Raw genomic sequence first — 12,811 nt, 5'->3', positions numbered from 1 at the left:
TTTCTATTCTCTAAGGAGTCAAAAAGTGTGGGAGATTATTCCGCGCCGAGAATGTCGATGACGAAGACGACCGCGTCGCCGGAGCCGAGGTCGCTCCCAAAGTCGCTTTCCGTGTCGGCAGCGATCGTGCTGGCTGGCAGCACGATTACCACTTGCGAACCCACGCTCTTGCCGATCAATTCCGTGCTGATGTCGTAGAACCCGTCACCGGCACCCGCCAGCAGCTGCAGTGCCGGACCGGCATTACCCCAGGTGGTCAAAATCTGCGTGCTGTCGGTCCAGGTAAAGGCGCTCAAATGCAGGGTGAGTTTTTGGCCTTCGGTCACCGGTGCGCCGAATCCGTTAATCGTTACGCCCACGCGCTGCTCAGTCGGCGCGGATTCCTGCGGCATCGTTACGCCCGGGGTACCGTCCGGGGCGCTCACCACGGCGGGAATACCGTTCTGCTGCGGATTGATTCGCCCGGTGGCCGCCGAATGGTAGACCGAGTCGATATTTGCCGTCACGATGACGTTCTGGCTGTTCAGATCATCACCCATGGATGCGGAAAGCTCTTCCGGGAAGAATTGGTCCACTCGCATAGTGGCATTGACCTGCTGGCCGGCTTGAGCACAGCGCAGGGCTTCGCCCACCGAGGACAAGTCCACGCTCATACCGCCGAAGGCTGCCAGAGGGAAGGCCGAGAGGTAGTTGAGATTCGCGGGGCTCGCAGTGCCGTCACCCATATCCACGACTGCCGTCTGCGGAATGATTTCGGTGCCGTCTTCGAAGGCCACAGTGAGGTCAAACGCAGTGATTGCCCCTTCGGTAATCACCTGTCCGTCACCCTCACCGCTGCGCTCAACCTGGAAGTTTGTCGTCGGTTCGCAGGCGGACACCTGATCGCTCGCGGGAACCTGAGCACACGCGCTCAGGGCGAGGATCGAAACGATGCCGAGCCCGGCGAGGGCGGACTTACGGATTGCTGTGGCGGTCACTCGGTCGCCTTTCCTTCTTGAATTTCGGCACCGTCTTCCGGTGAATTGCCGCTGTCCATTATGTCCTCCGCAGGTGAAGCAGCCGCTGATTGCGCGGCAACTGCTGCCGCCGCGCCCTGTTGTGCCTCGCGTCCACGCTTGCGGAGGATGCGATCACTCGCCTGTCGCTCCCCGACCGCTTCCGGGTTCCAGGCTGCGTCATCACTGGGCGTCCAGGCCTCGGTGTCTTCGAGCGAGGCTGGCGTCTTTGACCCACGCACCTGCTTCGCTGGCAGCACGGTACCCGGCGCGAGCCTTCGTGCCGTGATCAAGAAGCCAGTGTGGGCCACCATACGGTGGTCAGGCCGTACGGCTAATCCCTGCACGTGCCAACCACGCACCATCGTTTCGTCAGCTTCCGGTTCGGTAAACATCCCGGTGGCACGAATCTCTTCGGCCACGCGCGAGAGCTGGGTGGCGGTGGCCACGTAGCACAGCAGCACCCCACCGGCGACGAGCGCCTCCGAAACCGCAGGCAGACATTCCCACGGCGCCAACATGTCGAGCACCACGCGATCCACCGTGCCGGGAGCGTAGGTCTCCGGCAGCGCATCCGCAAGGTCACCCAGCACAATTTCCCAGTTCTGCGGTTCCTCGCCAATGACGCTGACGACATTGCCGTGGGCTACTTCGGCAAATTCCGGGCGCCGTTCAAAGCTCTTGAGTTCACCCGTGCCGGCAAGCGCCCGCAGAATCCACATCGATAGCCCGCCCGAGCCCACACCCGCTTCGACCACCCGAACGCCGGGACGAATATCGGCCTTCGCGAGGATCATTGCGGCATCCTTGGGATAGATGATTGCCGCGCCGCGCGGCATCGACATCACCACATCCCAGAGCAAGGGTCGCAAAGCGAGAAACGGCACCCCCTCACTCGTTTCAACCACGGAGCCGTCCGAAAGCCCAATGAGCTGTTCGTGGCGGATTGTGCCCTGGTGCGAGTGCATTGCCGAACCGGGTTCGAGCCACACAGTGGTCGGGCGACCCTTGGGGTCGGTGAGCTGTACCCGTTCGCCTGCGCGGAAGGGGCCGGATGCTGGCGCAGCGTGCATTAATCTCGTTTCTTAAGCGGCGATTTGAGAATCGTGGTGGTGGATGCGCGGCTAGCGTCGAGCCGTCGCGTTGCGGAACTCGGCAAAGAGCGACTGCAGGTCGCGCCAGCCGATGCCCGCGAGCGTTTCGAGGCGGATGAAGCTTTCGTTGGGCTGCAGATCGAGTTCGAAGGGGATCCCGATCGGCACTGAGCCTGCCGCGATCGCTCCCCCGAGGCCGTTTACCGAGTCTTCCAGCACGATGCAGTGCTCGCTCGCGACTCCGAGTTTCTCGGCTGCGAGGAGGTAGCCCTCGGGGTGGGGTTTGCCATGTTCAACATCTTCGAATGTCACGATCTGCGAAAATTCGTGGCCACCCAGGTGCGGAAGCACCGCATCCACCAGGTCCCGGCCGGAGTTGGTGACGATTGCCGTGGGAATCTCGTGCTTGTGCAGGTCATTCAAGAGCTCCAGCGCACCCGGTCGCAGACTCACCCCGTTTCCCACGAGCTCAATCACTTCGTTGGAGACAGTGTCCATGATTTCTGGAATGCTCAGTGGCACACCAAGATCGCGGAACATTGCCGCCGCACTCTGCAGCGATGAACCCACGAGGGCTTCGTCTTGTTCAGGGGTCAGGGGCGGTAAGCCGTGACGCACCATCAAGCCGGACTGGGCCATGATCCAATAGCGTTCGGTTTCGACAAGCGTGCCGTCCATATCCCAAAGAACGGCCGCGGGAGTGTTCGCGGTCATATCCTTCTAGTCTACGTGGCTTGGTTCGCATCGTAGGCTTGATAGAAGCGTTCCCAATTTTCAGGAGTACACATCGTGACGGATTCCTCGCGCCCTACCCCATTTCGTGCTGGCCGGACCCTGGTGCTGGCGATGCTCGGATGGAGCGATGCCGGTGAGGCTGCAAGCGAGGCGGTAAATGAGCTGCAACGCCACATTGGCGTGAACCGAGTGGTCCGAAGAATCGATGATGAGGACTACTACGACTTCTCGGCAATGCGGCCGCGGTCCGAGTTCGACGTGAATGGGGACCGCGTCATCCGCTGGCCGGCATCGACGATTACCGGCCCAATCATTCCTCAGCCAATTGATGAAGCCGAAACGAACCCCGATGTGCACCGGATTTACACCCTCACCGGCAGTGAACCCTCACTGCGGTGGCGCAGCTATGCGCAAGAAATCATCGAGGTCATCGAGCGCGAGTCCATCACGCGCGTGGTGATTGTCGGGGCACTGCTGGCCGACACTCCACACACGCGGGACATTCAGGTGTTCCTCACGAGCGATGACGCCCAGGTGCGCAATAGCCTCCACATCGAGGCCTCCAAATATGAAGGCCCGACTGGAATTCCCGGAGTCCTTGCGCACGCCGCGCGCGAAGCTGGCGTACAGGTGGTCTCGATGTGGGCATCCGTCCCCCATTACACGAGCAATGCCGACCATTCTTCGCCGAAGGCGCAGCTCGCGATCATGGACAAGCTCACCGAGCTACTCGGGTTCGACTATGACCGCAGCGAACTGCTCGCGGAAGCGATCACCTGGGAACAGCAGATTACCGATGCGGTGGATGCGGATGAGGATCTGAAAACCTATGTCCGGTACCTAGAAGAGGCCCGTGATGTGGTCGATTCTGAGGCCGCCACCGGCGAGGCCATTGCGGCGGAGTTTGAGCGTTTCCTGGCGAAAGATCAGGACTCTGACGAGGATGGCGACCGCGACAACCGACCCCGCAGTTAGCGGTTCGGCGGACAGCGATTCGCCAGACAGCGATCTGGTAGACAGCAAAGCGGCGCAACCCGACCCCGATTCCTCGGGACAGGATGCGCCGCTTCAAGCTCCCTACGCTGTAAGCGAAATACCCAAAAGCGCGTCGACTACGTCAAGAACTGCCGAGTCAGGCTGCGTTTCGAGTGCCCAAGCATCCACAAGCTCGATTGCCTTTGGGGTGTTGAGATCGGAGGCAACTGCCTCGCGAATTTGCTGCGGGTAGTCCGAGGCGGGATGCGATGCCTCCGCTCGGTCGGCTGCCTCACGCCACGTGCGCAGTCGCTCCGTGGCCGCGTCGAGTTCGGCGTCAAACCACTCCCAATTTTCCCGGTAGTGGTGAGCCAGCACAGTGAGGCGCACCGCAGCGGGGTCGTGACCGGCTTCGATGAGCTTCGACACGAGTACGAGGTTCCCCAACGATTTGGACATCTTGGTGCCCTCGTAGGCAACAAGCCCAGCATGGGCATAGTGCTCGGTGAAGGGCTCATTGGTGATGGCCGAAGCGTGCGCCGCCGTCATTTCATGGTGCGGAAAACGCAGGTCACGCCCTCCGGCCTGCACGCTGACGGTGTTGCCCAGCGTGCCGGTCGCGATGACCGCACATTCGACGTGCCAGCCGGGTCGACCCTCGCCCGCGGGGGAAGGCCAACTCGGCTCACCATCACGGCGTGCCCGCCACAGCAGCGGGTCTAGCGGTGAGCGCTTGCCGGGGCGGTTCGGGTCTCCGCCGAACTCAACAAAGGCTTCATCAAGTTGCTGTGGTGAGAAATGGCTCATGCCACCAAGCGTGTACAGATCGCTATTTTGGCTCGCGCTGAGGTCGAAGTACACGTCTTCACCCTCGGCATCCTCGGTGGGGACGGTATACCCGATACCGCTCTCGAGGAGTACCCCCACGCCCGCCGCGATCTCGGCGATGACATCCTGCACCCGCACATAGGAGTTCGGGGCGATCACCCGAAGCGCAGCCATGTCACTTCGGAAAAGGTCGGTCTGGTCAGCCGCGAGCTGTCGCCAGTCCACGTTCGTGGCGTCAGCGCGCTCGAACAGCGGGTCATCCACATCCGTGATGTTCTGCGAGTACTCCACCGGTACGCCTGCCTGCTTCAAGGCACGGACCAGCGTGTCGAACGCCAGGTAGGTGGCGGCGTGGCCCAAGTGCGTGGCGTCATAGGGCGTGATGCCACAAACATAGAGCCGCGCAACTCCATCCTGAGTCTTCACCACCTCAACTTGTTCGGTTGCGGTGTTGAACAGTGTCACTGGGATGGGGGTGCCGGTAAGCGTCGGCACTTCGGGCGAAGTCCATGTTTTTGCGAGAATCACGCGCCCAGTTTACGCAGTTGTTAGGCGGCTCCTGAAAGCGGGTCAATTGCCCCGAACGCGAGCAGCACGAACAGCAGCGTTCCCAGCGCGATTCGATAGATCACAAACGGCATGAAGCTTCTGGTTTCCACCCACTTCATGAGGAACTTAATGACCACCCAGCCCACTATGAACGCGATGATCGTGGCCAGGATCGTGGGACCCCACGCGATTGCGGTGGCATCCGATGACTCCGTCAAGGCGTTGTAGAGCTCGTAACCTCCGGAGCCGAGGACGGCTGGAATCGCCAGCAGGAAGGAATATCGTGCCGCTGAGGGACGGTCGTAGCCCATGAGTCGGCCCGCGGTAATCGTGCCGCCAGAACGAGATACCCCGGGGATCAGCGAGAGTGCTTGAGCGAACCCGTAAATGATGCCGTCTTTCACATCGAGCTTGTCGAGTTGCTTCTCTCGTTTGCCGAGCACATCCGCGATTCCCAAGATGATCCCGAAGACGATCAGCGTGGTCGCCACGATCCACAGCGAGCGGAACTGTGAGCGGATGAAGTCCTGCAGCAGCACTCCGAGCAGCACGATCGGGATCGAACCGATGATGATGAGCCACCCCATCCGTGCATCCGGATCGTTTTTCGGCACCTTGCCGCGCAGCGAACCCCACCAATGGCGAATCACCCGCACGATGTCTTGCCAGAAGAACACGAGCACCGCGAGTTCGGTACCGATCTGGATGATGGCCGTAAACGTCGCGCCGGGATCAGCATTACCGATCCACTCACCAACAATGCGCACGTGGGCGCTGGATGAGATCGGAAGGAACTCCGTGAGTCCCTGGACGATCGCCAACACGATTGCATCAAACCAGCTCATGCACCCGACCTTTTCGATTGCTTCAACACCAGCGGGTAAGTGTACGCCCCTAGTAGCTCAGCAAAAAGTCTGCCAGCACCTCACGACCGAAGACGAGCGATTCGAGCGGCACACGTTCGTCGACACCGTGGAACATCGCTGGGAAGTCCAAGTCGAGCGGGAGCTTCAGCGGCGCAAAGCCGTAGCCGTTGATCCCCAGCCGCGCCAGGGACTTATTGTCGGTGCCGGCTGGCAGCAGATACGGAATGATGATCGCTCCCGGATCGTGACGGTCCAGCGCGCCGAGCGCGGCATCCACCAGCGGCCCCGAGGACGGTGCCTCGGTACCGAGGAACTCCCAATCGATTTCCACCTCGATGTCCGGACCGACGATCTCGCGTACCTGCTCGAGAAACGCGCCTTCCTCCCCTGGCAGGGGTCGCGCGTCAATCGCCACCATCGCCTCAGCGGGAATCACGTTGACCTTGTAGCCGGCATCGAGCATGGTCGGGTTCACGGTGGTTCGCAGGGATGCGGTCAGCCAACTGGATGCGGAACCCGTGCGCAGCACAATTTCATCCGGGGAAATTTGCGTAGGGTCCTCACCGGTGAGCACACACAACGCTTCGATGGTGCCCCGGGTGGTCTCCGTAAGACGCATGGACCAGTCATGCTTGGTGAGTCGCACCAGCGCCTCAGCGAGAGCGGTGACGGCATTGTCCTCGCGGGCGATAAACCGCGAGCCGTGTCCGGCGAGCCGCTTCGATCGCAGCCGGAACCACAGCATCCCCTTTTCGCCGGTCTGCAGGAGATATGCGCGCTTGCCATCCACCGCGACGGAATAACCGCCCACCTCGCTAATCGCTTCGGTGGCTCCGGCAAAGAGCTCGGGGAATTCGGTTACCGCATAGTGAGCCCCAAGCTTGCCGCCGTCTTCTTCATCGGCGAAGAACGCGATGATGAGATCCCGCTCGGGCTGCTGGCCCTGCGCCTGAATCTGCTCGAGAGCCGTGACGATCATGGCATCCATATTTTTCATGTCCACGGCGCCGCGGCCCCAGATGCAACCGTCCTTTACCTCGGCACGGAAGGGATCAACGCTCCAGTCGGCCGCGTTACTCGGCACCACATCCGTGTGCCCGTGCACGACCAAGGCGGGCTTGTCTGGATTCCGCCCTGCAACCCGCGCAACCACGGAGGTGCGTCGCGGCTCGGACTCGAAGACCGTGGTCTCGAGCCCCATGCCCTTCAGTCGGGCTTCCAAATACTCGGCGGCTTCCCGCTCCCCCTCGCTCTTGCCACCACCCCAGTTGGTGGTGTTGATACGAATCAGGTCGCGGGTAGCGACCACTGTTGGGTCCTGAAGAAGTGCGTTTTCCGAGGTCATGGCCCTAGCCTAATGAATCGGCGTGTTTCCCATATTTACAACGCAACACGCCGACACGGAAACTTCGATTTGCGTGCTCCCGAAAAGTATTGCTAATGTATTCCTTCGTGCCCAGGAGTTGAAAAGCAAATGGAAACACACTTCGCGCGGGTGGCGGAATTGGTAGACGCGCTAGCTTGAGGTGCTAGTGACCGTATTAGGTCGTGGGGGTTCAAGTCCCCCTTCGCGCACGCGGAGCAGTTGGCCCCGGAGAGATGAGAATCTCTCCGGGGCCAATTCCATTTCCTCCGTGGACGGCATTGCCAGTGCGGCGAGATTCGGTTGCGCTAGCCTCGCGACATGAGTGAGACCTCAAGCGCACACCCTGAGAATAGTCAGTCGTCAGCAACAATGACCATTGCCGACCTTGACTTTGGGCCGATTCGTGAGAAATACGACCTCGCCACAGAGTTCCCGGAGGCAGTGGAGACTGCCGCTGCGCGGGCTCAGGATGCGTTCGCCGATGCCCGCGTGGATGCACGCGATCTGCCCTTTGTCACCATTGATCCACCGGGTTCCAAGGACCTCGACCAGGCGGTGCTGATTCGCCGCGGTACCGAAGTAGCGTCCGAGGGGTTCACGCTCTACTACGCTATCGCTGATGTGGGCGCGTTTGTCCGCCCCGGTGATCCGGTTGATGTTGAGGCTCGTCGGCGCGGTGAAACCGTCTATCTTCCCGATGGCAACGTGCCACTGCATCCGCGCATCCTGAGCGAATCAATCGCCAGCCTGGTTGCCAGTGAAGATCGGCCCGCCGTACTGTGGCAACTCGAGTTTGACAGCACCGCGGCGCTCACACGTGCTCGCGTACGCCGCGCGCTCATCCACGTGCGCGAACGTCTCGACTACCCCACGCTGCAGGGGCAGTATGACCTCGGTGAGCGTCTTCCCGAGCCGATAGCTCTGCTTCCCGAATTTGGTGCCCTGCGCGAGGAACGGGGCCGTGCCCGCGGCGCAATTGAATTGCAATTGCCCGAGCAGGATCTGGAATTCGATGGCACCGCGTGGCAGTTGCGGCTCGAGCCACGCACACGGATGGATGCGTGGAATGCCGAGTGCTCGCTCGCAACGGGATTCGCTGCCGCGCGCATCATGCTCGCCGGTGGCGTAGGCCTGTTGCGGACGCTACCGGCCCCCGATGACGAAACCGTGGCGCGATTCTTTCGCGCTGCTCGGGCTCTCGGCATCCGCGTAAATTCAGCCGACTCCCCCGGCATGCTTTTGGCAAGCCTTGACCCGACGGATCCGGCTACCCTCGCGCTCAATTCGGCGGCGACAAGACTATTGCGTGGATCAGGATACCTAGCCTTCACTGAACGTCCAACGGCCGAATCCACCTGGCATGCCGGGGTCGCAAGTGAATACGCGCATGCCACTGCACCCATCCGCAGGCTTGGCGACCGCTTTGTCAGCGAAGCGTGCCTTAGCTACGGCGAGCACTGGGTAGATCTGCGCGAGAAAGATCTCTCAATCACCGGTAGTGTGCCGCCGGAGATACTCGAAGCGTTACCGGAGCTACCCGGTCTGCTGCAGTCCTCCGGACAGCGCTCCGCTGCAGTGGAGAATGAAGCCATCAATCTCGCCGAGGCAGTGGCCCTACGAGACTCCGTGAACGAAGTGTTTGACGCGGGTCTACTCCGCGGCGGCGATGGTGATCACCATGCTGAAATCTTCGTCTATCAGCCGCCGGTAATTGCACAGTGCCGCGGCGATGTTCCACACGGCAAGCGCATCCGCGTTCGGCTCGTCGAAGCCAATGTGGCCGAAAGACGGGTTCGATTTGCTTATCCCGCGGACACTCCCCCGGCAACAACGACGGAAGCAAAGGTTCCGGAAAACCCCCGGGTGCAAGACACTCCCCGTGGCTAGGCTTGCCGAGTGACTTCCCTAACCACCGTGCTCAGCCAATCCGCCACCGAGCCCTCAGCGTTTGGAGCCATCGGCGATTGGGCGGTGTCCCTGATGAACTTCCTCGGGGCACCCGGTGTCGCATTACTGGTGTTTCTCGAGAATCTGTTCCCGCCCATCCCCTCGGAAATAATCTTGCCGCTCGCAGGTTTTACCGCTGGCAGTGCCGCCGGGCAGTTCACCTGGGTGGCTGCGCTCATCTGGGCAACTGCGGGCTCGGTATTAGGCGCTTACGCGCTGTACGGGCTCGGTGCCTGGTTGGGCCACGACCGTACGGTAAAGCTCCTCAGTATGTTGCCGCTGGTCGATCGGGATGACATTGATAAGACCATCGGCTGGTTCAATAAGCATGGCTATTGGACCGTCTTCTTCGGACGCATGGTGCCCATCTTTCGCTCGCTGATCTCGATTCCAGCCGGTGTGGAGCGAATGTCCTGGTGGAAGTTTGGGCTCCTCACCCTCTGTGGCTCGGCAATCTGGAACACCATTTTCGTGTACGGCGGATTCGCACTCGGATCGAATTGGGAGGTCCTCGAGCAAGCCGCGGGCTGGTTCCAATACATCGTGATCGCCGTCGTGGCGTCGGTCATCCTCTGGTACATCGTGCATAAGATCCGCAAGGCTCGACGGGAACATCAAGCTGAACGGTAGCCCGAAGCACTGCGGTCAAGCACCGGGCGTATTGCAGCCTCTCGGCGCAACTTCTCGGCACCGCTTCCCGTTCGCTACTACTCAGTGCAGCTTCTTGCGCAGCAGATCGATGCGCTGTTGAATCTGGTGCGAGGTGGCCTGCGCCACCGCCGGCCCTCCGCAGGTGGCTCGCAACCAACCGTGCACCTTCCCGTGCGGCAGTTCTTTTTGCCGGGCATAGAGACCCACCAGTGAATTCAGCAGCGTGCGCTGTTCCTTGAGGGTGCGGTGCAGCGGCTGCACCGTCTGGTGCCCATCGTGAAGCTTCCGATTGGCACGGGCGTCTTGGATGCTCTCCTGCTTTTTCGCCCTCGCCTCGAGAACCGCAGAGACTTCTTCTGCCTCCAGGATGCCCGGCAGGCCCAGGTACTCGAGCTCTTCAAGCGAGCCGACTTCGGCCGCGTAGCCAAAATCACCGCCGTCATAGAGCACCCGTTCAAACTGCGCTTCTGAAGAGAGCGCCTCGAACTTATAAGTCGTCAATTCACTCGAAGCCTGATCTTCCTTTTGGGCTTCGGCGAGTTCCCTCTCCTCTTCGGTCATCCCCGCGCCGAGGTTTTCTTCCTCTTTGGTGCGCCGGTCAAGCGCGTGATCCCGTTCGAGTTCGAGCTCGTGAGCGAGCGCCGCAAGCTTGGGGACCGAAGGGATGAACACTGTTGCGGTTTCACCCTTGCGCCGGGCCCGCACGAATCGACCAATTGCCTGCGCAAAGAACAGCGGCGTGGATGAGCTCGTGGCATAGACGCCCACGCACAAGCGTGGCACGTCAACACCCTCGGAAACCATCCGCACCGCGACCATCCAGCGTTCGTTCGAGGCGGCAAAACTCGAAATACGATCCGAGGCGCCGGGATCATCACTCAAAATAAGCGCGGGTTTGGTACCGGTGAGGTGTTCGATCAGCGCCGCATAACCACGCGCCGCTTCGTGATCGGTGGCAATCACGAGCCCACCGGCATCCGGCACGTCCTGGCGAATTTCGGTTAACCGTTGATCAGCTGCCTGAATGACCTGCTGGATCCAGTCACCATTCGGGTCAAGCGCCGTGCGCCAGGCCTGCGAAACGATGTCTTTGGTGTTGTCGTCGGCGAGCCCCGCCGCCATCTCTTCACCGTAGGTATCCCGCCAGCGCACGTTCCCGGAATACGCCATGAACATGACCGGACGCACGACACCGTCCGCAAGAGCATTTCCATACCCGTATGTGTAATCCGCCTGCGAGACGCGGATACCTTCACCGTCTCGTTCGTAGCGCACGAAAGGAATCGGTGCCGTGTCCGAACGAAACGGAGTTCCGGTCAGAGACAGCCGCCGATCGGCGTGCTCATAGGCATCGTGCAGCGCATCACCCCAGGTGAGGCTGTCACCGCCGTGGTGAATCTCATCCATGATCACCAGCGTCCGGGCGGAACCGCACAGGTGTTCGTGCAGATAGGGCTTCATCGCAACTTGGGCGTAGGTCACGGCCACCCCGTGGTACTCACGTGAGACACCACCCTGGTTATTGCTGAACTTCGGATCGAGCCGAATACCGACGCGGGCGGCCGCCTCCGCCCACTGCGTCTTGAGGTGGTCGGTCGGCGCTACCACAATCACCCGATTGACCGTCGCGTCGGCAAGTAGTTCTGTCGCGATGCGAAGCGCGAAGGTCGTCTTACCGGCGCCGGGCGTCGCGGTTGCGAGAAAGTCGCGCGGCTTCTTCTGCAGGTAGAGGTCCAGCGCCTCCTGTTGCCAGGCACGCAGGCTTCCGGCGGTGCCACGGGGTGCGCGGTTTGGAAACGCCGGCGAGAGGTGTTCGGCGGCGTAGGTACCAACCTGATGAGCTGTACGATTCGATGCCATCGGAACGCTACTCATGCAGAAACTCGGCCTCGCTTTCGTGAACTAAGAACTTACTTTTCAACCGTATCCATACCCACCGACAGGTCCGTTTCGGTCTTGAATGCCGTGGGATCATCGTCAAGCAGCGCATAGAGGGCAACGGCGGAGGTAGCCGCGACATTGAGCGAGTCCACCTCGTGGTGCATGGGAATGACAATCTTATGCCCGGATTCGGCGAGCGCGGCACGGCTGAGCCCGTGGCCTTCTGTTCCCAATAGCAGCGCGACTTTTTCCGGGCGTTTCGCCGCAAAATTCCGCAGCGTCACCGCATCCTCATCCAGCGCCAATGCTGCGATCTCAAAACCGTACTCGCGAAACAGCGGCCCCGCCTCGGACCACTTGGGGAGCCTGGTCCAGGGCACCTGCAGCACCGTACCCATAGACACCCGCACGCTGCGACGATAGAGCGGATCAGCGCATTCCGGCGTCACGAACACCGCATCCGCACCGATCCCGGCAGCATTGCGAAACGCGGCCCCTACGTTGGTGTGATCGACAATATCTTCAAGTACGAGCACCGTCTTCGCGCTGCGGAGGATAGCTGCGGGATCGGGCATTGCCGGGCGGTGCATGGCCGCCATCACACCCCGATGCATCCGATAGCCAGTGAGCTGTTCAAGCAGCTCCGCACTACCAAGGAACACCGGCACTTCCGGAAACTCCGCGAAGAGCGACTCCGCTTGCGGCAGAAACTTCTCCTGAATGAGCAGTGACCGAGGCTGATGCCCCGCCTCGAGTGCGCGTCGAATGACCTTCTCCGACTCGGCCATATACAGACCACCCGCCGGCTCGAGTTTGCGACGCAGCGCAACATCGGTGAGGCTCGCGTAATCTTCAAGTCCGGGATGCTCGAGCGAGCTAATCGGGATAATGCGCATCCGAGCATCTTCTCACGAGGCTCGTCTC

General features: G+C 61.2%; 11 protein-coding genes and 1 tRNA gene. 4 read left to right on the top strand and 8 right to left on the bottom strand.

The genetic code is table 11. The features are described 5' to 3' along the window. Nucleotides 1-35: 35 nt before the first annotated feature. Genes F8O05_RS05075 through F8O05_RS05065 form a run of 3 tightly spaced genes read right to left on the bottom strand, consistent with a single transcriptional unit; the run spans nucleotide 36 to nucleotide 2,803 of the window. Nucleotides 36-977: a hypothetical protein gene (locus F8O05_RS05075; RefSeq protein WP_158051656.1), complete on the bottom strand. Its 942-nt coding sequence runs from the start codon at nucleotides 975-977 to the stop codon at nucleotides 36-38. After that, a complete protein-coding gene (locus tag F8O05_RS05070) occupies nucleotides 974-2,068 on the bottom strand; it encodes a tRNA (adenine-N1)-methyltransferase (protein WP_158051655.1) in 1,095 nt (364 codons plus the stop codon). The genes F8O05_RS05075 and F8O05_RS05070 overlap by 4 nt, the downstream gene beginning before the upstream one ends. 51 nt (nucleotides 2,069-2,119) lie before the next feature. Continuing rightward, nucleotides 2,120-2,803 carry an HAD family hydrolase gene (locus F8O05_RS05065; protein WP_158051654.1) on the bottom strand — a complete coding sequence of 228 codons (684 nt, stop codon included), beginning with the start codon at nucleotides 2,801-2,803 and terminating at the stop codon, nucleotides 2,120-2,122. Nucleotides 2,804-2,878: 75 nt separating this feature from the next. Here F8O05_RS05065 and F8O05_RS05060 point away from each other — a divergent pair, with 75 nt between their 5' ends. After that, the gene (locus F8O05_RS05060) at nucleotides 2,879-3,799 is read left to right on the top strand and encodes a PAC2 family protein (protein WP_158051653.1); all 921 of its coding nucleotides are present in this window, start codon (nucleotides 2,879-2,881) and stop codon (nucleotides 3,797-3,799) included. A 102-nt stretch (nucleotides 3,800-3,901) separates the two neighbouring features. Here F8O05_RS05060 and mshC read toward each other — a convergent pair whose 3' ends face one another. Genes mshC through F8O05_RS05045 form a run of 3 tightly spaced genes read right to left on the bottom strand, consistent with a single transcriptional unit; the run spans nucleotide 3,902 to nucleotide 7,387 of the window. Continuing rightward, nucleotides 3,902-5,155, bottom strand: coding sequence for a cysteine--1-D-myo-inosityl 2-amino-2-deoxy-alpha-D-glucopyranoside ligase (mshC, locus tag F8O05_RS05055; RefSeq protein ID WP_225735743.1), 1,254 nt, complete (start codon nucleotides 5,153-5,155; stop codon nucleotides 3,902-3,904). 20 nt (nucleotides 5,156-5,175) lie between these two features. Further along, nucleotides 5,176-6,021 carry an undecaprenyl-diphosphate phosphatase gene (locus tag F8O05_RS05050; protein WP_158051652.1) on the bottom strand — a complete coding sequence of 282 codons (846 nt, stop codon included), beginning with the start codon at nucleotides 6,019-6,021 and terminating at the stop codon, nucleotides 5,176-5,178. A 49-nt stretch (nucleotides 6,022-6,070) separates the two neighbouring features. After that, nucleotides 6,071-7,387, bottom strand: coding sequence for a M20/M25/M40 family metallo-hydrolase (locus F8O05_RS05045; protein WP_158051651.1), 1,317 nt, complete (start codon nucleotides 7,385-7,387; stop codon nucleotides 6,071-6,073). 144 nt (nucleotides 7,388-7,531) lie between these two features. Between F8O05_RS05045 and F8O05_RS05040 the strand changes: the two genes are divergently transcribed. The 3 genes from F8O05_RS05040 to F8O05_RS05030 all read left to right on the top strand — a co-directional run bounded on the left by F8O05_RS05040 (nucleotide 7,532) and on the right by F8O05_RS05030 (nucleotide 9,985). Next, nucleotides 7,532-7,617 (top strand) — tRNA-Leu (locus F8O05_RS05040). A gap of 109 nt (nucleotides 7,618-7,726) precedes the next feature. Then, nucleotides 7,727-9,295 (top strand): RNB domain-containing ribonuclease, encoded by a 1,569-nt coding sequence (locus tag F8O05_RS05035; RefSeq protein WP_225735742.1) that lies wholly within the window; start codon nucleotides 7,727-7,729, stop codon nucleotides 9,293-9,295. Nucleotides 9,296-9,304: 9 nt separating this feature from the next. Next, nucleotides 9,305-9,985 carry a DedA family protein gene (locus F8O05_RS05030; protein ID WP_225735741.1) on the top strand — a complete coding sequence of 227 codons (681 nt, stop codon included), beginning with the start codon at nucleotides 9,305-9,307 and terminating at the stop codon, nucleotides 9,983-9,985. Between the two features lie 81 nt (nucleotides 9,986-10,066). Here F8O05_RS05030 and F8O05_RS05025 read toward each other — a convergent pair whose 3' ends face one another. Both F8O05_RS05025 and F8O05_RS05020 read right to left on the bottom strand, forming a co-directional pair. Continuing rightward, a complete protein-coding gene (locus F8O05_RS05025; protein WP_158051650.1) occupies nucleotides 10,067-11,866 on the bottom strand; it encodes a DEAD/DEAH box helicase in 1,800 nt (599 codons plus the stop codon). 50 nt (nucleotides 11,867-11,916) lie between these two features. Continuing rightward, nucleotides 11,917-12,783, bottom strand: a complete 867-nt coding sequence (locus F8O05_RS05020; protein ID WP_158051649.1) for a TrmH family RNA methyltransferase — start codon at nucleotides 12,781-12,783, stop codon at nucleotides 11,917-11,919. Nucleotides 12,784-12,811: the final 28 nt, after the last annotated feature.

Source organism: Gulosibacter chungangensis (assembly GCF_008831155.1).
Lineage (GTDB): Bacteria > Actinomycetota > Actinomycetes > Actinomycetales > Microbacteriaceae > Gulosibacter > Gulosibacter chungangensis.
This window is presented reverse-complemented; position numbering and strand designations above follow the sequence as displayed.

Bases quoted from the DNA above. Each gene is read 5' to 3' on its own strand.
- F8O05_RS05070 (WP_158051655.1), bottom strand. From the start codon at position 2,068: ATGCACGCTGCGCCAGCATCCGGCCCCTTCCGCGCAGGCGAACGGGTA.
- F8O05_RS05065 (WP_158051654.1), bottom strand. From the start codon at position 2,803: ATGACCGCGAACACTCCCGCGGCCGTTCTTTGGGATATGGACGGCACG.
- F8O05_RS05050 (WP_158051652.1), bottom strand. From the start codon at position 6,021: ATGAGCTGGTTTGATGCAATCGTGTTGGCGATCGTCCAGGGACTCACG.
- F8O05_RS05045 (WP_158051651.1), bottom strand. From the start codon at position 7,387: ATGACCTCGGAAAACGCACTTCTTCAGGACCCAACAGTGGTCGCTACC.
- F8O05_RS05035 (WP_225735742.1), top strand. From the start codon at position 7,727: ATGAGTGAGACCTCAAGCGCACACCCTGAGAATAGTCAGTCGTCAGCA.
- F8O05_RS05025 (WP_158051650.1), bottom strand. From the start codon at position 11,866: ATGGCATCGAATCGTACAGCTCATCAGGTTGGTACCTACGCCGCCGAA.
- F8O05_RS05020 (WP_158051649.1), bottom strand. From the start codon at position 12,783: ATGCGCATTATCCCGATTAGCTCGCTCGAGCATCCCGGACTTGAAGAT.